The 18,622-nt window shown below is 60.8% G+C and carries 20 protein-coding genes; 5 read left to right on the top strand and 15 right to left on the bottom strand.

Features of this window, described 5'->3' with window-relative positions:
* Positions 1-17 precede the first annotated feature (17 nt).
* From AC07ZE_RS01545 to AC07ZE_RS01530, 4 genes are all read right to left on the bottom strand, one after another.
* The gene (locus AC07ZE_RS01545; RefSeq protein WP_207260310.1) at positions 18-632 is read right to left on the bottom strand and encodes a hypothetical protein; all 615 of its coding nucleotides are present in this window, start codon (positions 630-632) and stop codon (positions 18-20) included.
* Positions 629-1,240, bottom strand: coding sequence for an RNA polymerase sigma factor (locus AC07ZE_RS01540; RefSeq protein WP_310650353.1), 612 nt, complete (start codon positions 1,238-1,240; stop codon positions 629-631). The genes AC07ZE_RS01545 and AC07ZE_RS01540 overlap by 4 nt, the downstream gene beginning before the upstream one ends.
* Positions 1,240-2,979: a vWA domain-containing protein gene (locus tag AC07ZE_RS01535; RefSeq protein WP_207260308.1), complete on the bottom strand. Its 1,740-nt coding sequence runs from the start codon at positions 2,977-2,979 to the stop codon at positions 1,240-1,242. The genes AC07ZE_RS01540 and AC07ZE_RS01535 overlap by 1 nt, the downstream gene beginning before the upstream one ends.
* Positions 2,980-3,065: 86 nt before the next feature.
* The gene (locus tag AC07ZE_RS01530; RefSeq protein WP_207260306.1) at positions 3,066-3,629 is read right to left on the bottom strand and encodes a YbhB/YbcL family Raf kinase inhibitor-like protein; all 564 of its coding nucleotides are present in this window, start codon (positions 3,627-3,629) and stop codon (positions 3,066-3,068) included.
* A gap of 139 nt (positions 3,630-3,768) precedes the next feature.
* Here AC07ZE_RS01530 and AC07ZE_RS01525 point away from each other — a divergent pair, with 139 nt between their 5' ends.
* Positions 3,769-5,292, top strand: a complete 1,524-nt coding sequence (locus tag AC07ZE_RS01525; protein WP_207260305.1) for an FAD-dependent oxidoreductase — start codon at positions 3,769-3,771, stop codon at positions 5,290-5,292.
* 75 nt (positions 5,293-5,367) lie between these two features.
* Here AC07ZE_RS01525 and AC07ZE_RS01520 read toward each other — a convergent pair whose 3' ends face one another.
* The 7 genes from AC07ZE_RS01520 to AC07ZE_RS01490 form a co-directional block, all read right to left on the bottom strand.
* Complete coding sequence (locus tag AC07ZE_RS01520) at positions 5,368-6,873, bottom strand: YdgA family protein (RefSeq protein WP_207260303.1); 1,506 nt, start codon at positions 6,871-6,873, stop codon at positions 5,368-5,370.
* A gap of 227 nt (positions 6,874-7,100) precedes the next feature.
* Positions 7,101-7,736, bottom strand: coding sequence for an NADH:ubiquinone oxidoreductase subunit N (locus tag AC07ZE_RS01515; RefSeq protein ID WP_207260301.1), 636 nt, complete (start codon positions 7,734-7,736; stop codon positions 7,101-7,103).
* Positions 7,737-7,828: 92 nt separating this feature from the next.
* The gene (locus AC07ZE_RS01510; RefSeq protein ID WP_207260299.1) at positions 7,829-9,277 is read right to left on the bottom strand and encodes an efflux transporter outer membrane subunit; all 1,449 of its coding nucleotides are present in this window, start codon (positions 9,275-9,277) and stop codon (positions 7,829-7,831) included.
* The gene (locus AC07ZE_RS01505) at positions 9,274-10,161 is read right to left on the bottom strand and encodes an efflux RND transporter periplasmic adaptor subunit (RefSeq protein ID WP_207260297.1); all 888 of its coding nucleotides are present in this window, start codon (positions 10,159-10,161) and stop codon (positions 9,274-9,276) included. The genes AC07ZE_RS01510 and AC07ZE_RS01505 overlap by 4 nt, the downstream gene beginning before the upstream one ends.
* Positions 10,158-10,367, bottom strand: a complete 210-nt coding sequence (locus AC07ZE_RS01500) for a DUF1656 domain-containing protein (RefSeq protein ID WP_137805970.1) — start codon at positions 10,365-10,367, stop codon at positions 10,158-10,160. Before AC07ZE_RS01500 ends, AC07ZE_RS01505 begins: the two co-directional genes overlap by 4 nt.
* Positions 10,364-12,436 (bottom strand): FUSC family protein, encoded by a 2,073-nt coding sequence (locus tag AC07ZE_RS01495; RefSeq protein ID WP_207260294.1) that lies wholly within the window; start codon positions 12,434-12,436, stop codon positions 10,364-10,366. Before AC07ZE_RS01495 ends, AC07ZE_RS01500 begins: the two co-directional genes overlap by 4 nt.
* On the bottom strand, positions 12,433-12,861 hold the full coding sequence (locus AC07ZE_RS01490) for a MarR family winged helix-turn-helix transcriptional regulator (protein ID WP_095192443.1): 429 nt from the start codon (positions 12,859-12,861) through the stop codon (positions 12,433-12,435). The genes AC07ZE_RS01495 and AC07ZE_RS01490 overlap by 4 nt, the downstream gene beginning before the upstream one ends.
* 199 nt (positions 12,862-13,060) lie before the next feature.
* On the opposite strand from AC07ZE_RS01490, the gene AC07ZE_RS01485 reads away from it, so the two are divergent.
* Positions 13,061-13,339 (top strand): antitoxin of toxin-antitoxin stability system, encoded by a 279-nt coding sequence (locus AC07ZE_RS01485; protein WP_095192444.1) that lies wholly within the window; start codon positions 13,061-13,063, stop codon positions 13,337-13,339.
* Positions 13,336-13,617, top strand: coding sequence for a type II toxin-antitoxin system RelE/ParE family toxin (locus AC07ZE_RS01480; protein WP_207260291.1), 282 nt, complete (start codon positions 13,336-13,338; stop codon positions 13,615-13,617). Before AC07ZE_RS01485 ends, AC07ZE_RS01480 begins: the two co-directional genes overlap by 4 nt.
* A 4-nt stretch (positions 13,618-13,621) precedes the next feature.
* Here AC07ZE_RS01480 and AC07ZE_RS01475 read toward each other — a convergent pair whose 3' ends face one another.
* Positions 13,622-13,867, bottom strand: coding sequence for a DUF2789 domain-containing protein (locus tag AC07ZE_RS01475; RefSeq protein ID WP_207260285.1), 246 nt, complete (start codon positions 13,865-13,867; stop codon positions 13,622-13,624).
* A gap of 131 nt (positions 13,868-13,998) precedes the next feature.
* On the bottom strand, positions 13,999-14,460 hold the full coding sequence (locus tag AC07ZE_RS01470; RefSeq protein WP_095192447.1) for an aminoacyl-tRNA deacylase: 462 nt from the start codon (positions 14,458-14,460) through the stop codon (positions 13,999-14,001).
* Between the two features lie 197 nt (positions 14,461-14,657).
* Here AC07ZE_RS01470 and AC07ZE_RS01465 point away from each other — a divergent pair, with 197 nt between their 5' ends.
* Both AC07ZE_RS01465 and AC07ZE_RS01460 read left to right on the top strand, forming a co-directional pair.
* Positions 14,658-15,191 carry an NfeD family protein gene (locus tag AC07ZE_RS01465; RefSeq protein ID WP_207260283.1) on the top strand — a complete coding sequence of 178 codons (534 nt, stop codon included), beginning with the start codon at positions 14,658-14,660 and terminating at the stop codon, positions 15,189-15,191.
* Between the two features lie 2 nt (positions 15,192-15,193).
* On the top strand, positions 15,194-15,952 hold the full coding sequence (locus tag AC07ZE_RS01460; RefSeq protein WP_207260282.1) for a slipin family protein: 759 nt from the start codon (positions 15,194-15,196) through the stop codon (positions 15,950-15,952).
* Positions 15,953-15,967: 15 nt separating this feature from the next.
* On the opposite strand, the gene AC07ZE_RS01455 is transcribed toward AC07ZE_RS01460, so the two are convergent.
* Together AC07ZE_RS01455 and AC07ZE_RS01450 are read right to left on the bottom strand one after the other, a co-directional pair.
* Positions 15,968-17,539, bottom strand: coding sequence for an efflux transporter outer membrane subunit (locus AC07ZE_RS01455; RefSeq protein ID WP_207260281.1), 1,572 nt, complete (start codon positions 17,537-17,539; stop codon positions 15,968-15,970).
* Complete coding sequence (locus AC07ZE_RS01450) at positions 17,536-18,603, bottom strand: HlyD family secretion protein (RefSeq protein WP_207260280.1); 1,068 nt, start codon at positions 18,601-18,603, stop codon at positions 17,536-17,538. The genes AC07ZE_RS01455 and AC07ZE_RS01450 overlap by 4 nt, the downstream gene beginning before the upstream one ends.
* Between the last annotated feature and the right edge of the window lie 19 nt (positions 18,604-18,622).

Here is an 18,622-nt window from a genome sequence, read left to right as displayed (position 1 = left end):
GCCGGGGTTGGTAAGGCTCAGTTTTTTTGCAGTGCCTTGAGTCGGGTGGTGAGGTTTTCGTTGGGGAAGCGTTTGTGCAGGTCTGCCAGCAGTTTGTCGGCGGCTTGGGTCTGTCCGGTTTTTTGCAGGCGCAGGACTTCACGCAGTTGTTCATCCAGTGATTTCACCGGTGCCGCTGCGCGCTTGCTGACGTTGGCTTCGTCAGCCATCTCGGCGCTGAAGGATTCACGTTGCGCGGGGGCTGTCATGCCCGCCATGGGCGCCGCTGGAGCAGGCATAGCGCCGGCCGGGGCGGCGAGCGAACGGGCAACGGCTGACTCGGCCTCTTGTTTGGCAATCGGTGCCGAAGCCTCGGGCGCAGGTGCGAGGTCGTAGCTTGGCGCTTGCTCCGGGGTGCGTTGTACCAGCGTCAGCATCAGGGCGACGCCGACGAGGCTGGCGAATGCGACTTGCCAGCGGGGTTGTTGGCAGGCGCGTATCCAGCGCTGCCACAGGCTTGGCTTCGGTATAGGCGCTTCGCGCTGTGCGGTGGCCAGGATGAAGGCATCGAGATGGGCAGGTGGTTCGCCTTTCCCATGTTCGCGGTAATGCTCGATTACCGGGTCTTGCGGTGTCGGGCGGGCGTCAGTCATGTCAGTACCTCCTCGGCCAGCAGCCGACGCAGTTTTTGCTGGGCGTAGCGCAAGCGGCTCTTGACGGTTTCCAGCGGTGTTTCGGTGAGGGTGGCGATCTGCGGCAGGTCGAGATCGCTGTAGGCACGTAGCAGGAACACTTCGCGTTGGTCGGCGGGCAACATTTGCAAGGCGGCTTCCAGGCGCTGGCTGTCACGGCTCAGGCTCAGCAGTTGCTCGGGATCGGTTACGCCGTCAGATATCGCGTGAATCTGCTCGTCGTAACTGTCGTGCAGCGGTTGGTGGACTCCGTTTTTTCGCCAGTGATCGATCAAGCGATTGCGAGCGATCTGGTACAGCCAGGTACGAAAAGTCGCCTTTCCTTGTGGTTGACTGCCGCTGCGGATCAGGCTCAGCCAGGTTTCCTGATACACCTCCTCGGCCCGTTCCGCGCTGCCACTGAGCCCCAGCAGAAACCGGTATAACCCCTGACGATGGCGCGCGTACAGAATCTCGAACGCCGCGTTGTCGCCTTGGCGATAGCGGGCCAGCAGCGATTCGTCGCTGCTGGCCTCAACGCTGTCTGCAGGTGCGAACAGCTGGCTGATGAACCCCTTGAGTCGGCTCACTATTCAATCCGTCGGTCAGTGGTGGTTGGATTCGACGCTGTAGTGGTGCGCAGGCTCTGCGCCAGTTCCACCAATTGCACGAACTCGCTACGCAGGCCGAAGCGGTCGTCGCCCCGGGCACCACGGGCCAGCGCTTCGGTGTCCTTGAGGCTGAACTCGCCGGTGTAACGGCCGTCCTTGAGTTGTTGAGAAAACGCGGCGACGGCAGCGGCAAATCGCAGATCGTCACTGGCCAGCGTCACGCGATCCGTGATGGCGCGCTCGATCAGGCGACTATTCCCACCTTCCGGCAGCTGGTATCGCACACGCAGCATCGCCAATTCCCCGCTTTTTTCGGCAACAACACCACCCGGTTTGCCGTAACGCAGCGGCTCCAACCAGCCCTTCTCGCCCGTGGGGACAATTTCGTACAGCGCCGTCACCGTATGCCCTGCCCCGATTTCACCGGCATCGACCTTGTCGTTGCTAAAGTCCTCACGCTTCAACGCGCGGTTTTCATAGCCCAGCAGGCGATATTCACTGACCTGCGCCGGGTTGAATTCCACTTGCAGCTTGACGTTCTTCGCCACCACGGCGAGGGTCGAGCCGAGCTGGTCCACTAGCACCTTGCGCGCCTCGCGCAGGTTGTCGATGTAGGCGTAGTTGCCATCGCCGGCATCGGCCAATTGTTCCATCAGGTGTTCATTGTAGTTATCCACACCAAAACCGAGGGTGGTCAGGGATACGCCGGTCTTGCGTTTATCCACAGCCATTTGCTTGAGGCTTTCGAAGTCGCTGATGCCGACATTGAAGTCACCGTCAGTGGCCAGCAACACGCGGTTGATGCCTTTGGGGATAAATGCCTGTTGCGCCATTTGGTAGGCCAGTTCGATGCCCGAGGCCCCGGCGGTGGAGCCGCCGGCGGTCAATTGGTCGATCGCGGTACGAATCTTCGCCTTGTCGCGTCCGGAAGTGGGCTTCAGCACCACGCGCGATTCGCCGGCGTAAACCACCAGCGATACTCGATCCTGGTCGCGCAGTTGATCGACCAGCAATTTCAGCGTGCTTTTGACCAGCGGCAAGCCCTCGCGGCGGTCCATCGAGCCGGACACATCGACCAGAAATACCAGGTTCGCCGGAGCCAATTGCGCCACCGCACGGTCCGACGCCTTGATGCCGATGCGCAGCAAACGGGTATGCGGGTTCCACGGTGACGCTGCCAGTTCGGTGGTCACGCCGAAGGGCGAGCCATCGGTGGGCAAGGCGTAGTCGTAAGGGAAGTAATTGACCATCTCCTCCAGCCGTACCGCGCCTTCCGGTGGCAGGCGTCCCTGGTTGAGCAGTCGGCGGACGTTGGCGTAGGCGCCGGTATCGACGTCGGCACTGAAGGTCGAGACCGGCGCGTCGGTGACGCTGTGGATCGGGTTGTCGACCAGGGCCTGGTATTGCTCGCGCTGTTCGTCGCGATAACCCTGTGGATAAGAGTCTTGTGGATAAGCCTCCCCGGCAGGCGTCGGCGCGAAACCAGCCATGGGTGCCGCGCGTACGCTGCGCTTGGCCACCGCGGCATCAGCCATGACGGTTTCATGTTGCACCAAGGCTTCGGTTTTCAGTTCCGCCTGCGCCGGCGGCGGCACCACCGCAGACTCGGGCTTCGAAGAAACGCCGCAACCGGCAATCGCCAGTAACAGCCCGGCGGCAAAACCCTGGGTGGCCGGGCGAAGAACATGCAGAGGGAGGGACTGCAGAGAAAGGAGCATGGGGCTGGCCTCAGGAGGAAATTGATCCATTCATCCTCTGAGACGGACAGCCCAAATGATTCGGGTTAACCCATGCGCAAAAATCTTCAGCGGTGATAACGCCGCACCACGCTGCTGTTTCTCAACACATGGCCTTTGATTTTTTCCAGGAACTGCGTACGGGTCAGGCCGGCGGGCAAGGCATCCGGGGCCAGGTCCAGGGCGTAGAGCTGGATAATGTAGTGGTGCGCGCTGTCGCCCACTGGCGGGCAAGGACCGACATAGCCCGTGGTGCCTTTGCTGTTGGTGCCGCCCACGCCTTCCAGCGCGGATTTGGCACCGACACCGGCCGGGATCTGGTGGGTGGTGGCCTTGATGCCGTAATGAACCCAATGATCAACGCCCTGCCCTTTCTGGCCATCCGGGTCGTGCATGACGATGGCATAGCTGAGCGTGCCTGCCGGACCGGCATTCCAGTTCAACGCCGGCGAAACATTGTGGCCGCCGCAACCCTGGGCATCGCTGGCGGCGGCCGAGGTGAACAAACGGTCATCCGATACACCCGGGATGTTCAGGGTGAATCGTTCCTGGGCCGCCTGCGCCGGAAATTGCACGCAAAAGGCGACGGCTAAGGCTGCCAGCCAAGGGTTCAGTGAGGTCAATCGGGTCATTCCAGAGCACCTTAAGCGGGTGGGGCCGTCGTCGGCGTGCAAACTATAGCCGGACCGTTCGCGCCTTGGCACCGGGATTTGGCTGAACCTCAAATTTGGGGCCAGACTCTTAAATGAAACGCTTGTCTGGAGAGCGATCATGATCCTGCATCGCGTCGCCCGCTTCGCCGATATTCCTGAAAATCGCGGTCTTGAAGTCAAGATCGAGGACAGCAAAATCCTGCTGTTGAAGGTCGGCGACCAATTGCGCGCCTACCAAGGCGAATGCCCTCATGCCGGAGCGCCGCTGGCCGAGGGCGCGCTTTGCAACGGACGCCTGACCTGCCCGTGGCACAAGGCCCAGTTTCGTATCGAGGACGGCGGGTTGTGCGAACCACCGGCCCTCGACAGCCTCAAGCGCTACCCGCTCGAAGTGCGTGACGGCGAGGTCTGGGTGGGCGATCAGCCGTTGGTGGATGCCCACACGCCGCCGGCCGACGACGAGCGGACCTTTGTGATTGTCGGCGCCGGCGCTGCAGGCACGGCGGCGGCAGCGGCGCTGCGGGAGAAAGGCTTCGGTGGCCGGGTATTGTTGATTGACCGCGAAAACGCTGCCGGTTACGACCGTACGGTATTAAGCAAATTCGTGATTTCCGGAGAAACACCCCCGGACGATGTCCCAACCCTGCGCGATGAAGCATTTTATAAAGTGCAACGCATTGAGCGGATCAATGCGGATGTGGTGAACCTGGATTCCACCCACCGAACACTACGGCTCAGCGATGGCCAATCGCTCGATTATGACGCCGCACTGCTGGCAACCGGCGGCACACCAAAAATACTGGAACTGCCCGGCGCCGACCTGCCGCAAGTGTTTGTTTTACGCTCAAGGGACCATGCGCAGCAGATCCTGAAAAGCGCCAAACCCGGTCAGCAGGCGGTCATCATCGGTGACAGCTTCATCGCCATGGAGTCTGCTTCGTCCCTGCGCCAACATGGCCTCGACGTTACCGTCCTGGCCCGTCAGCCGGTGCCATTCGCCAAACAGTTCGGTGAGACCGTTGGCAAGGCGATCCTTGCGCTGCATCAGGCCAATGGGGTGGTGTTTCATACCGGAGGCGAAGCTGAGCGAATTGAGGGTGCGAATAAGGTTGACGCCGTGCGCCTGGGCAATGGCCAACGGTTACCGGCGGATCTGGTGCTGGTCGGCATTGGCGTGAGCCCGGCGACCGGAGCGTTTACCGACCTGCCGAAGGAAAAGGACCTCTCGCTGCAGGTCGACGGCGGCATGCGCGTGACCGATGGACTTTGGGCAGCCGGTGATATCGCCACCTTCCCCCTCAACGGGCAGCCTGTACGGATCGAACACTGGCGCCTGGCCCAGCAACAGGCACGCATCGCCGCCGCGAACATGCTCGGGGGGGATGAGCATTACCTCGACGTACCGTACTTCTGGACCTGGCACTTCGGAAAAAACTACGACTACCTCGGCCACGTGGAAGCGTGGGACGAAGTCGAATTCAAGGGTGATCCGTTCAACCCGCCCTTTATCGGGCTGTTCGGCAAGAACGGCGTGGTGACGGCAGCCGTGGCCTGCGACGAAGAGCGGACCATGGCGATGCTCGCCGAGCGGATGAAACAGCCGCTGTCGGTGGATGAGGGGTGGCGGTTGATTCGTGGATAAATCGCGATCCAGGACAGCAAAACGCCCGGCGTCTGCATTGCGCAAAGGCCGGGCATTTTTATTCAAGCAATGGTTTTACTGAACGTCGCCAGCACCACCAAACTTGCTCATCAAGAAACCGACAAACTCTTCGAGGGTCATTTTCTGGCCGTTGAAATCCACCTGATTGTTGGTGTAGTGCAGCTTGGTGACGATGTTGTTGCCTTCCAGTTTCGCCAACTGCGAACCGACGGCCATGCTGCTGAACATGTCGGCCGTGGCGGTGGCCTGATCGGCGATCAACTTGGCGTCGGTCTGACCGTCGATTTGCGACTGCACGGTGAGCACGTCAACGATCATCGGCTTGGACACTTGCAGATTGAAGTCCAGCAGTGCGATCAGTTGTCTGACCAACTGATCGGCCGGCAGGTCGATCGCTTGTGGCTTGGTCAAATCGAGCACCAGGTTGGCGCGGCTTTCGCCATTGGCGGTGTTGAACGACAGGTTCTCCAGCGCCACCTGCGGACCGGCCGCGAGCAATTGCTCCAGATGGGTCTTGAGCTGCGCCTCTTCGGCTTCGGTCAGCTGAAGCTCCGGTACCGGTTGACCCGCCTCGGTCGCCTCGGCGACAGCCTCCTCGTACGGTTGCAGTTTGGTCTGGTAGATCTGCATCAACGCCAGGGTGGAAGGAATGTCGAGGTTCTTCAGGCTCAGGGCCATCTGCGCAGAACCGACAGCCTTGCCGTTGAGGGACACCTCACCAATCTTGTAATCGGCACGCCCGGAGGCGTTGGTCCCCGATTCCGAGGTCTGGTTCTTCATTTCGAATTTTTTGAAGCCCAGCACCGACTGTTTAGGGCCAAAGGTGGTTTGGCTGTTGCTCAGCTCGACCGTGTTTTCACCGGTGTAGTAACCGTAGGTACTTTTGCTCAGGTTGCTGGCCAGGGTCAGGCCACTCAACTCCACCTGCACCGGTGACTGGTCTTCGGCGACAGTGGTCAGCTTCAGGCTGTCCATGTAGCCGTCGGCCTTGACCTTTTGTGCCTGGGCACTGGCCGCGAGGTCGACTTTCAGACCGGAGAATTTCATGCTGGACTTGTCATCCAGCGCCGTTTCCAGCGGCAGCAATTCCAGCGTGCCATGGGTGGAATTGTCGTAGCCGATGTTGACCACGCCTTTGAGTGGCGAAGCATCCTTGGTCGCGGCGAACCATTTTGCCGTGAGCGGCGTTTTTTCCAGTGTGTAATGACTGGTGGCCATGACCGGCAACCACTTCAACGAGACCAGGCGCGAGAATGGCAGCGGGCCGTGTTCGAGGCGATCGACAAACAGCAACTCGACTGGCGCCTCGCCGAACATTTCACCTTCAGCCTTGAGGCGATAATGCGCGGTGCTGCTGAATACATGGCGCTCCAGCGAGACCAGCTCCACCGTCGCCGTGCCCTTGTGTCCCACCAGCGCGGCCTGCAATTGTTGGTTGGCGTCCGCCAGGGAGGTGTTCAGTACACTTTCGATCTTGGTGCCGGTGTACCACGCCCCGCCAACGCTGATTGCGCCGATGGCGACAACAATGCCCAGAAGCACGCCTGCTGATTTATTCATGAATGACCCGATCAATGTCCGTTGTTGAAGGTGTGGTCGTCTTCCCTGAACCCATGACGGGTTGCGGTCACGACTGCGCTTGAAGTGGGGAGCAGATTAGCATCAGGTGCGCGGAGCGGCCCAATGATTAAAGGTGAAAGAGTGTCATAAGCGGGTGAGGTATTTTGTGTTCATGAAAACGCCTTCGCGAGCAGGCTCGCGAAGGCGTCAGAACACCCAACATCGATTCAGGAATACTGAACTTCGATCTCATCCAGTTGATGATCAAAGGTTTTGAGCCGAGCGGTCCAGGTGTACACCAGCACTTCAAAGTCCCGATTGATCACCGCCCCGCCCGTCACTTCCCCACGTGGATCGCAGAAATCCAGTTGATAGCGCTCACGAGCCATGGCAGTGGCGACATCGGCCAGTTCCCGGGCGTTGTTGAGCCAGTGCCGACCATCGTCGGCCACTTGTTTGTCCAGCTCCAGGCACTGCTTTTTCAAGGTTTCGAGGCTCTTTTCCAGCGGCGTGCCGGTGAGCTCGCCCATGACTTCCTGGAACGTGCGCCCCGGTTGCCAGTAACTGCCCCAGAAATAGCGGTCGAACACCGTTTCGACACGACGCAGCGCCACCTTGGTGTCCCAGATCAGCACCAGGGTCTTGCCTTGTTCGAGTTGTCTTTTTTTGACCCGCTGAGTCTGGACGGACGCCCAGGCCACCACTGCGATGGACATCACGGCGATCAGCGCGGCGGCACTGTCGAGAAATACCATCGCCTTGTCGATCTGGTGGGCCAGCATGATGCCGTAGAAATAGGTCGCCGTGAGCAGCACCAACGCCACGACGGCACACCAGAAGCCGAGAGCATAAGGGTTTTTCATTATTGGTTTCCCCATGACCTGCGCAAGCCTTGTACGAAGCAAGGGGCGTTTTCACGAACGCCCTTTCAACACTTCAAAGCATAGCAACGGCCTCAGGGTTTGCCGGAGTTCGACGCTTGCGTTCGTCCGCTTTCCCAACCGCCATCCAGGGCCAGGAACAAATCGATCTGGCTCGTCGCAACCTGAGTGTTTGCAGCCGCCAGTTGCGCCGTGACGTCGGTGTAGGTGCGGGTCGCTTGCAAGTCCGCCAGGAATGACGCACGGCCGGCCTGGAAGAAACGGTGAGTCTGGTCGGCCGCCAGTTTCGCCGATTGCTCGGCGTCCGCCAGGGCATCACGGCGTTGCAGCAAGGCGGAGTACTGGGCCAGGCCGGTCTGGGCTTCACGAATAGCGTTGAGTACCACGCCGTCGAAATGTGCCAGTGCGCCCTGAGTGGCCGCTTCGGCCTCGCGGATACGCGCGCGGGCGCCGTTGGTCGGCACCGTCCAGGTCAGCGAGGGTCCAAAGCCCCAGCGGTTGGTGGACGGTTCGCCGAGGTTATCCAGGATACCGATGGTACCGACGGTCGCGCCGATGCTGATGTCCGGGTAAAGCTGACCCGTAGCAACGCCGATGGTGGCAGTCGCAGCCGCCAGTCGGCGCTCAGCTTGCCGTACGTCGGGACGCCGTTTGAGCAATGCCGCGCCATCCCCCACCGGCATCAAGTGGGCAATTTTCGGCAGTTCGGCGCAGCTGTCGGTCCCGGCAGGCAATTGACCCACCGGTATGGCCAACAGCATCGACAAACGGAACAGTCCGGCCTGGCGCGCCGCTTCATAACGCGGCATGTCGGCGCGCAGGGATTTGAATTGGGTTTGCGAACGGGTGACCTGGGTTTCATCGCCGCGCCCAGCATCGCGCAGACGTTGAATCAGCGTGGTGCTCTGGGCTTGCAGGTCGAGGGAGTGCTGGGCGATTTCCCGCTCTTCGTTGGCTGCACACACTTGCGTATAGGCGCGTACCACGTCGGCCACCAGGGTGATGCGTGCAGTATCGGCCGCGGCTTGCGTCGCATCGGCATTGGCCTTGGCCGCTTCGATGCCGCGCTGCAAGGTGCCGAACAAATCGAACTGATAAGAAGCGCTGATGCCGATATCACCGATGTTGGCCACCGGTACTTTTTCCGGCAAGAGGAACGCTTCGCCGGACTCCTGCAAGCGTTGGGCACCCATCTTCACACCAGCGCTCCAGCCGCCCGCCGCCTCGGCTTCGTCGACCTGGGCGCGAGCCCGCAGCAGGTTCGCTGCCGCTACGCGCAAGTCGGTATTGGACGCCATGGCTTGTTGAACCAGCTGGTCGAGCCGCGGGTCGTTGTACAGGCGCCACCAATCGGCAGGTACAGGCGCCGAAACCACCGGCTTGCCATCGACCGCCAGTTCGCCCTGCAAATCCTCACGTTGGATGGCCGCTTCTTCGGGCAACTGATAGTCCGGCCCGACCACCTGGCACGCCGACAACAGCAGGCCCAATCCGGCGACCGCTAAAACCGAGGCCTTGCTCATTGCACCGGCCCCCGGACCTGATCATCAATGATCGACACCGTGGCGGTGCGTCCGGCGATCATGCGGAAATCCGCCGGCACGTCATCGAAGGCAATCCGCACCGGAATCCGTTGGGCCAGCCGCACCCAACTGAACGCCGGATTGACGTTGGGCAACAGGTTGCTGCCGCTGGTACGGTCGCGGTCTTCGATACCGGCGACGATGCTTTCGACGTGACCGCGCAGCCGCGCACGGTCGCCGATCACGCGGATGTCGACGCTTTGGCCGACATGAATGCCGTCCAGCTTGGTTTCTTCGAAATAGCCGTCGATGTGGAAAGAGTTGCCGTCGACCACCGACAACACCGGCCGCCCTGCACTGACAAACTCCTGGGCACGCGGCGCGCGGTCGTTGACGTAGCCGTCCACCGGGCTGCGGATCACCGAGCGATCAAGGTTGAGCTGAGCGCTGTCCACCGCCACCTGGGCTTCCATCAATGCCACTTGGGCACGCGCCACCCGCGACTGGCTTTCCTCCAGTTGCTCGCCCGGCACCAGATTACCGAGCCCCTTGTTGCGCTTGGCTTCACGCTGGGCCTGGGCCAGGGTTTCTTCGCGGTCGGCCAACGCCGCTTTTGCCTGGCGCAGGGCCAGCTTGAAGCGGTCCGGGTCAATGCTGAACAGCACCTGTCCTCGCTTGACCCTCTGGTTATCGCGTACTTCCACCTGCTGGATCAGCCCGGACACGTCCGGAGCGATCTGCACGATGTCGGCGCGGATGTGCCCGTCGCGCGTCCAGGGGGCGAACATGTAATACATCACCATGCGCCACACCACGACAACGGCGAAGCTCACGATCAACAGGGTCAGGACCACGCGACCGATGGTCAATAAAGGTTTTTTCATGTCATCAGGTATCGACTGAGTGAATCCACCACGCCAAGCAGCAAGGCGTAGAGAGCCACGTTAAACAATGCCCGGTGCCAGACCAGACGGTAAAAGTGCAGGCGCGTCAGTACCCCATGCACCAGCAGGTACAACACGTACGTAAGGCCCATCAGCACCAGCAGCGTGGGCAGGAACACCCCGCTGATATCCAGATCACCGATCATAAAGGCGCTCCATCGATGCCATGAGGAAGCGGTTCTTCTTGCTCTGCGGAACCGACGAATTCGACACCCGGCAACAGCGCCAGGCGCAAGCCGCTCAAGGCGTGCAGCAGGTGCAGGCGGGTTTGCTCGTCACCCGCGCCAGCGAGGGCGCGACGGGTCCGGTCAAGGGTCATCAGCAGCGGGCTCGGCGCCGGCAAGCGTTCGCCGGCCTTGAGGCACGCCTTGAAGTATTTGCCGACCTCGGCCACCACTTGATGCAGCAGCGCCTGCGGCACGCCATCAACCCGTGGCGTATAGGCGAGCAGGTCCAGCAGATTCAGCACCACGCGCACTTCCCGCAGGGCGATGCCGGTGTCCTGGCCGGTCATGGCCAGGCGCGGCAAGTGCTGCATCAGGCGATCCAGTACCTGCACGCCCAGGTGCCGGTGCTCGGCCAGCGTTGCCGGCTCGGTGAGACTGACAATATCGCGCCAGCTGAAACGGGTCAGGCGCTTGGCTGCCAGCTCGGCGCCGAACGGCCGGGCAACCAGGGTCCAGATAAACGCAAACAGCAGACCGATGGGACCTGCCAGGTTGGAGTTGGCGAAGCTGAGGAAATCTGCGTCGTAGGCGCCCTGAATGCTGATGAAGGACGAGGTGTTGACCAGCGTCAGCAGCATCCCCAGGTAAAACTGCGGCTTGACCGTCAGGGTGCCGACGATGATGAACGGCACGGCGAACGCCAGCACCAGCATCGGGAAATCATGCAGGTTGGGCAGCACCAGAAACAGATACAGGCTGGCGAACAGTACCGACATCGCTGTCCAGAAAAAGAACCGGTAAATCTGCGGCGCCGGGTCGTCCATCGAAGCGAAGAAGCTGCACGCCACGGCGGCCAGGATCACCGCCGCGCCACCGTCAGTCCAGCCGAGCAGAATCCACAGTACCGACGCGACAATGATCGCGGTGACGGTGGACGCCGCCGAATAAAGCATCAGGCCACGGTCCAGAAACGGCGTCAGCCGCCCCAGCCGCCAATGGCGATACACCGCGCGCCAGCTGTCCTGGTTTTCACACTGGATGGCGATTTGCAGGCTGCGGCAGTCCTGCCATAGATCGATCCATTCGCCGAGGCGATACAGCGCGTTGGAAAACAGTAGTTGCTTGCGATCCTCCAGCGCCTGAGTACTGGGTTGCAGGGCTTCGAGCTGATGCTTCAACGCCTGCCAGCGGTCAATGTCGGCGTCTTGGCGCTGTAGCCAATCGGAAGTGGCGCCGAGCAGCGGCGCGAGCTTGTCCACAAGCTCGGGTGTGCGCCGTTCGAGGGCGTAAAGCGCATCGTCAAGGGCATCGATCACCGGCAGCAAGTGGATCATGCGCCCGCGCAATTCCTTGGTGTTGCGCACGGTCTGCGGACGCGCACCCTCGTGGGGCAACTGGCCGATCATCAATTCCAGGCTGTTGAAGGTCGCGACCATCGAGGCGCGCAAACCACTGACTTCATCCGGCTGAACGTTACGGCTGAGAAAACGCAGACTGTAGGTCGATGCATCGGTAAACCATTTGCTCACCGAATCGTTGAACACCGGCGTAAGCCGCCGGGGCCAGAAGATCGCGCCGACCACTGCTGCGACGGCGATACCGAGGAAGATTTCCTCGGTGCGCGCTTGCGCTACGTCCCACACCGCCAAAGGGTTATCCACCACCGGCAATGCGATCAAGGGCAAGGTGTATCCGGCCAGCATCAACGCGTAGTTGTTGGCGGTGCGCAGATGCAAGGACAGGAACAGCAACGTCCCTGTCCACAGGGCAATGACCAGCACCAGCACATAGGGGCTCTGGACGAACATCGGCACGAAAAAAACGGCTGCAGCAGCACCCAGCAAGGTACCGACCGCGCGGTACAGCGCCTTGGATGTGGTCGGGCCGAGAAACGGATTGGAAACGATGTACACCGTGGCCATCGCCCAGTACGGACGCGGCATTTGCATGAGCAGGGCGATGTACAGCGCGATCATCGACGCCGCGAAGGTGCGCACGCCGTAGAACCAGTCCCGCGCCGGGGGCATGCCGGTAAAGAAACCGTTCAAGGGTGGGTCACCGGAAATGGACTGGCCGATTCGAAGGCCTTCAACACACGCAGCGCGGCTTCCAGATCACGCCGGTCGATGCCTTCCAGTGCTTCATTGCGCAAACGCACCAGTTCGACCTCGACGGTTTGCACCAGCGTCCGTCCGCTGTCGGTGAGGCTCAGACATTTGGCGCGGCGATCCTGGGCGTCTTCGGTGCGGCAGACATGACCGGCATGGCACAACTGATCCAGCAAACGTACCAGCGAAGGACTCTCCATCCCCGACGCCTGCGCCACCGCCACTTGCCGCACACCATCGCCCAAGCGTCCGATCATCAACAACGGGACGGCGCAGGCTTCGGAGATTCCATAGTTGACCAGCGTCGTCTGGCAGATCTTGCGCCAATGCCGCGCGGCCACCACCATGGAGCTGCTGATGTTCATTTGGAGAGCGTCGAGGTTATTCGGCACGAGGGAAGGCACACACTGTTAGTTTGCTAACTATCAATATGGCATTTGAAGGGATTTTTCGTCAAGTTTTGAAACAAATTGGTGACCATCCGTCATTACTGCCCGACCGTTGGCGAATCAATGTAATGAATTTGTATATACTTTTTCATCACATCCGTTCGGAGGCCAGGCCATGTCAAAACAAGCCGTTTTTACGATGAAACTCGAATCAGAATTGCGCGAACAGTTCATGGCCGAAGCAGAAGCGGCTCACCGGCCTGCCTCGCAAATTGTTCGGGAAATGATGCGACAATTTGTTCAAACACAACGAGAGTCACGTGAATACGAAGCATTCCTGCAACGTAAAGTGGATATCGCTCGTGCTTCCATGCGCAAAGGTGATGGTCTGACGAATGAAGAAGTTGAAGCAGAGTTCGCCGCCAGGCGTGGAAGGGCAGCCATACAAGAATGAAAATAATCTGGACGAAGGAAGCAGCACAGGACCGTGCAGACATTTGGGATTACTTACACGCCGTTAACCCAAAAGCGGCCATCGACATGGATAACCGCTTCAGCGATGCGATATCCAGACTTGTACAGAACCCCGGGAGTGGTCCTGTTGGAGTCGTCTCAGGCACTCGCGAACTCATTCCGCACCAGAGTTATCGCATGGTTTATCAACAGGAACTGGATGCAGTCTGGATACTTGCCTTGGTTCATACATCCCGACAATGGCCTCCAGCGAACTAAACGCCTACACCCCCCGCCCCTTCCTCAACATTACATCCAGTTGATCCACCACCTCCGCCCAATCGGCATCATCCAGAATTTCATCGCGCAACAGTTCCGCCTGGCTCGGACTCCAGAAAAACGCATCCGCCAGATGCAGATCCGGTTTGAGCGGTGAATGGGTGGCGATGAATTTATCGATGCTTTCGGCGTCGTCCGGCAGGCCGAGTTGTTTGAACAGGGATGGGAGGCTGTGGGTTGGGTTTTCCATGTCTGACTCCTTCTTTCGTCGTGAGGTGACTGCTTCGCAGTCATTCGCGAGCAGGCTCGCTCCCACAAGAGAAACGCGATCCCCTGTGGGAGCGAGCCTGCTCGCGAATCGATGTCACAGGCGCTGTAAACTTAATAACTCAACTCCCGCACTTCCGCATGCGGCACCATTTTCAGGAAATCCGGCACGTTCATGTGCAGCAGATTGGTGTGGTTGCCGGCTTCCAGGTAGATGTCTTTCTGCCGGGTCAACAGCGGGTCGATGACCACGTCCAGTCCATAGGCTTCACCCAGGGCAGGCACGGCGCCGCGTTCGCAATCGTCAAACAGGTGCGGCAGATTGCTTTCACGGGAGACTTGCCATTCACCGCTGCTGCGGACTTTGCTCAGGTCCAGGTGACGGCTGGCGGGCAGCACAGCCATCAGGTAGTGCCCGTGGTGGTCGTCGAGGATTACGGATTTGGCCACCCGTTCGGCGGGAATGCCCGCGACACGCGCCGTTTCGAGGCTGCTGGCCGAGTGGGGATGGGTGACGATGTCATAGTCGCATTGAGCCTTTTCCAGGCTTCTCTGCACGGTTCTTGCCATACGCATGATGCACCTCGGTGTCCGCAAAAACGCCTGGCGGACGATGGTTAACACTTTTTCTACGTACTCAAAGTCTAGGCCTGCCGGAACGATCCGGCGGGAAATCCGCCCATCGGACAGGTCGACAACTGAGCAAAATTCATACAAACGACACGTCAACTAAACTGTATACAGAACCACCAGCGACTCTCCCGGAGGGTCACGTGAATACGCGTTGTTGTGCCATTGCATTCCTGCTGGCCTTGAGCGGCTCCGCCTTCGCCGCAGACCCTGTCGGACTGCCGGGTCCCGACCCCATCGGCATCTGGCTGATCACCTTCGGCATCGCGTTTCTGATCGCTGAGGCCGCCCTGCCCAACTATGGCGTGATCGGCCTGGGTGGGATCGTGATGTTCGTGATCGGCGCCGTGATCCTGACCAATGCCGAATTACCCGTACCCTTGATGATTGGCTTGGGACTGATCAGTGCACTGCTGCTGATCTTCTTGCTGATCCGCGCCCTGAAAACCCGACCGCGCCAGAACGTCAGCGGCGATGCCGGACTGCTGGGTAGTGTGACGCCGGTGTTATCGCTTCAAGTGGGCGATACCTGCCACGGTTGGGTGCATTTACAGGGCGAACACTGGCAGGTGTGGAGCGCCAAGCCGCTGCAAATCGGTCAGCGGGTCCAGGTGGTGGCACGCAAGGGATTAATGCTGGAAGTGGCCGCGGCTGACGCGGTATCGGTTGGAGAATAGTCATGGGCTTACAGCTGGGTTTTGCCGCGCTCCTGTTGCTGCTGATCGCATTGGCAGGCGCGACGTTCCGCATCCTGCGCGAATACGAGCGCGGGGTGGTGTTCCAGCTCGGGCGCTTCTGGCAGGTCAAGGGACCGGGCCTGATCCTGCTGATTCCGGTGATCCAGCAAATGGTCCGCGTCGATCTGCGGACCATCGTCCTCGACGTGCCGGCGCAGGACGTGATCACCCGCGACAACGTTTCGGTCAAGGTCAACGCTGTGCTGTACTTCCGCGTCCTTGATCCCCAGAGGGCAATCATCCAGGTCGAAGACTTTCTGATGGCCACCAGTCAATTGGCGCAAACCACTTTGCGCGCGGTGCTCGGTAAACACGAACTCGATGAACTGCTGGCCGAACGCGAACGGCTGAACATCGACATCCAGCAAGTGCTCGACGCCCAGACCGATGCCTGGGGCATCAAGGTGGCCAACGTCGAAATCAAGCACGTGGACCTCAACGAATCGATGATCCGCGCCATCGCCAGACAGGCCGAAGCGGAACGGGAACGCCGGGCCAAGGTGATCCATGCCGAAGGCGAATTGCAGGCCTCGGAAAAGCTCATGCAAGCCGCCGAAATGCTCGGTCGCCAGCCCGGCGCCATGCAGTTGCGTTACATGCAGACACTGAGCTCGATTGCCGGCGACAAGAGTTCGACCATCGTTTTTCCATTGCCGATCGAGTTGCTCAAGGGCATGGCGGATCTGTCGGCCAAGCCTTGAGCGGCATACGGTGACTTAACGCGGCGCGGCGAGCGGATAAACCGACTCCCATCCACCACCCAATGCCTTGTACAACCCGACCGCTGCCAGCGACACCCCGGTCGAACTCTCGACCCATTGCTCCTGGGTGGCCAGCAGTGCGCCTTGCACAGTGAGCACGTTGACGAAATCCACCACGCCTTCAACGTATTGCCGTTGCGCGGTTTGCAGGGCGATCCGGTTCTGGCGCACCGCTTCGGCCAGGCTGTCGCGACGCAATTGGCTGGCGTTGTAGGCGCTCAGTTGGTCATCGATTTCATGCCAGGCCCGCAGCACGGTTTGCTGGTAGGTGATGGCCGCTTCCTGTTGCTGGGCTTCGCGCAGGTTCAGCACGCCGCGCAAGCGCCCACCGTCGAACAACGGCAGGGTGAATTGCGGGCCGATACCGAAGGCACGCGAGCCCCACGAACCGAAATCGCTCAACTGCATGGCTTGCGAACCCACATTGCCCGACAGGGTAATGCGTGGATAGAAATCACCCTTGGCCACGCCGATGCTCGCGGTGGCAGCATGCAAACGGGCCTCGGCCTGGCGGATGTCCGGGCGGCGCTCGGCCAGTTGCGACGGCAGGCCGATGGCAACCTGGCGCGGCGTCTGCGGCACCGGCGCATCGGTGGATAGCTCGGCCGTCAGCGCCTGGGGCGGTTCACCCATCAACAGGCTCAAGGCGTTGATCAGTTGCGCCTGACGTTGTTCCAGCGCCGGCAGGCGCGATTCGATGGCGGCGACTTGCGCGGCGGCTTCGGCGACGTCCAGATCCGTGGCGACACCGTCGGCCAGGCGCAGCTGCGACAGCTTCAGACTGTGGCGAGCCACCTCAAGATTCTGCTCAGTGACGGCCCGGGTGTTTTGTACACCGCGCAGTTGAATGTAGTCCTGGGCGGTTTCAGCGAGGACCGACAACAGCACCCCGCGACGGTCGTTTTCCGCGACTTCCAGTGTGGCGTCGGCGGCCTCGGTTTCGCGGCGCACCCGCCCCCAGAAATCCAGCTCCCAGGATGCAGAGAAACCGGCATCCCAGAGGTTGAATGCGGAATTGCCGTTGTGCCCCGAGGGGTCCATCAAGCCTTCGCCGCTGTTGCGTTTACGGGCGTAGCTGCCGGTGGCAGCGGTCGTCGGGTAGCGGTCGGCGGTGACCACCTGGCGCACCGCGCGGCTTTGCTCCAGGCGACTGCTGGCGAGCTTCAGGTCGAGGTTATCGGTCAGGGCGCGCTGACTCAAGGCCGAGAGTTTCGGGTCGTTGAACACTTCCCACCAGCGTTCGTTCATCGCCTCGGTGATGGCCTGGCTGGGGGCGGCATTTGAAGGTTTCGACCACTCGGTGACTTGTTGGGTTTCGGGTTTCTTGAAGTCCGGGCCGACGGTGCAGGCTGAAAGACTCATGACCAGTAAGGCGCACAAGGTGAGTCGAGGCTGATGGCCTCTTCGCGAGCAAGCCCGCTCCCACAGGGAATCACCTTTTGAAAATAGATTGTGGTCAACGCACCGTCCCATTGTGGGAGCGAGCCTGCTCGCGAAAGCGTCAGACCCATCACCAAACATCTTCATCGCTGCGCCACCTCATGCTCGACGCCGGCGCTCGCGGTATCAATCCTCGCCTCCACCGACATCCCCACCCGCAACCGTTCAGCCAAGGGCTGCCCCGGCGCCAGCACGATCTTCACCGGAATCCGCTGCACGACCTTGGTGAAGTTACCGGTCGCGTTGTCCGGCTTGACCGAAGCGAAGGTCACTCCGGTAGCCGGTGCGATGCTCTCGACGCGCCCATTCAGCATTTCGCCGCCAAAGGTGTCGACGCTGACCTGGACGCTCTGCCCCGGCTGCACGTGGGTCAGTTGGGTTTCCTGAAAGTTGGCCACCACATAAGCCTGCGCCAGGGGCACCACAGCCAGCAGCTTGCTGCCCGGTGTGACATAAGCGCCAACCCGCACCGCTCGCTCGCCGACCATGCCGTCCTGCGGCGCAGTAATCCGCGTGTAGGACAGCTCGTAACTGGCCATTTCCAGCTTCGCCTGCGCCCGCTTCAAGCCACCGTCAGCCCCATCGCGCTGAGCGGTGAGGATGTCCACTTGCTTGCGTTCCGCCGCCAGCACCGCCGTGACATTGGTCAACCGGGCGCTGGCCTGATCGATGCGCGTGCGCGCCTGCTGCGCGTTCTGCACCGTACCGGCACCGACACCGGCGAGATGGTTGTAGCGATTGAGCTCATGCTCGGCGAAGGCCATCTCAGCCTTGGCCGACACCATCGCGGCTTGTGCCTGGGCAATCACCGACGCCTGGCGCTCAAGGGTGGCCTTGGCATTTTGCAATTGCGCCTGGGCCATCAGCGCTTCTGCGGCAGCCGCTTCGGCAGCGGCGCGTAGATCGCGATCATCGATCAGCGCCAGCAACTGCCCGGCCTGAACCTGCTGGTTGTCTTCCACCAGCACTTGCTTGATGAACCCGGCAACGCGCGGCACCACCAGCGTGTAGTCCGCCGAGACATAAGCGTCATTGGTACTTTGGTGCGTACGCTGGCCGAACAGGCCAGGCCCCAGCAGATAAATCAGCGCGCCCACCGCGATCACAACGGCAGCGCCCACGGCCACTTTTTGCTTCGATTGAGTCGTCATAAAAACCTTCAGTTTCAGT

This window comes from Pseudomonas sp. GW101-3H06 (assembly GCF_059424605.1).
Note: the sequence above shows the minus strand (reverse complement) of the source record. Positions and strands in the feature narration are given on the sequence as shown.

What these genes read in the sequence shown, in the direction of transcription:
- AC07ZE_RS01505 (WP_207260297.1), bottom strand. Translation starts at nt 10,161, where the DNA reads ATGAAAAAACCTTTATTGACCATCGGTCGCGTGGTCCTGACCCTGTTG.
- AC07ZE_RS01460 (WP_207260282.1), top strand. Translation starts at nt 15,194, where the DNA reads ATGGGCTTACAGCTGGGTTTTGCCGCGCTCCTGTTGCTGCTGATCGCA.
- AC07ZE_RS01475 (WP_207260285.1), bottom strand. Translation starts at nt 13,867, where the DNA reads ATGGAAAACCCAACCCACAGCCTCCCATCCCTGTTCAAACAACTCGGC.
- AC07ZE_RS01535 (WP_207260308.1), bottom strand. Translation starts at nt 2,979, where the DNA reads ATGCTCCTTTCTCTGCAGTCCCTCCCTCTGCATGTTCTTCGCCCGGCC.
- AC07ZE_RS01455 (WP_207260281.1), bottom strand. Translation starts at nt 17,539, where the DNA reads ATGAAGATGTTTGGTGATGGGTCTGACGCTTTCGCGAGCAGGCTCGCT.
- AC07ZE_RS01485 (WP_095192444.1), top strand. Translation starts at nt 13,061, where the DNA reads ATGTCAAAACAAGCCGTTTTTACGATGAAACTCGAATCAGAATTGCGC.
- AC07ZE_RS01520 (WP_207260303.1), bottom strand. Translation starts at nt 6,873, where the DNA reads ATGAATAAATCAGCAGGCGTGCTTCTGGGCATTGTTGTCGCCATCGGC.
- AC07ZE_RS01515 (WP_207260301.1), bottom strand. Translation starts at nt 7,736, where the DNA reads ATGAAAAACCCTTATGCTCTCGGCTTCTGGTGTGCCGTCGTGGCGTTG.
- AC07ZE_RS01545 (WP_207260310.1), bottom strand. Translation starts at nt 632, where the DNA reads ATGACTGACGCCCGCCCGACACCGCAAGACCCGGTAATCGAGCATTAC.
- AC07ZE_RS01530 (WP_207260306.1), bottom strand. Translation starts at nt 3,629, where the DNA reads ATGACCCGATTGACCTCACTGAACCCTTGGCTGGCAGCCTTAGCCGTC.
- AC07ZE_RS01510 (WP_207260299.1), bottom strand. Translation starts at nt 9,277, where the DNA reads ATGAGCAAGGCCTCGGTTTTAGCGGTCGCCGGATTGGGCCTGCTGTTG.
- AC07ZE_RS01480 (WP_207260291.1), top strand. Translation starts at nt 13,336, where the DNA reads ATGAAAATAATCTGGACGAAGGAAGCAGCACAGGACCGTGCAGACATT.
- AC07ZE_RS01470 (WP_095192447.1), bottom strand. Translation starts at nt 14,460, where the DNA reads ATGCGTATGGCAAGAACCGTGCAGAGAAGCCTGGAAAAGGCTCAATGC.
- AC07ZE_RS01500 (WP_137805970.1), bottom strand. Translation starts at nt 10,367, where the DNA reads ATGATCGGTGATCTGGATATCAGCGGGGTGTTCCTGCCCACGCTGCTG.
- AC07ZE_RS01490 (WP_095192443.1), bottom strand. Translation starts at nt 12,861, where the DNA reads ATGAACATCAGCAGCTCCATGGTGGTGGCCGCGCGGCATTGGCGCAAG.
- AC07ZE_RS01525 (WP_207260305.1), top strand. Translation starts at nt 3,769, where the DNA reads ATGATCCTGCATCGCGTCGCCCGCTTCGCCGATATTCCTGAAAATCGC.
- AC07ZE_RS01450 (WP_207260280.1), bottom strand. Translation starts at nt 18,603, where the DNA reads ATGACGACTCAATCGAAGCAAAAAGTGGCCGTGGGCGCTGCCGTTGTG.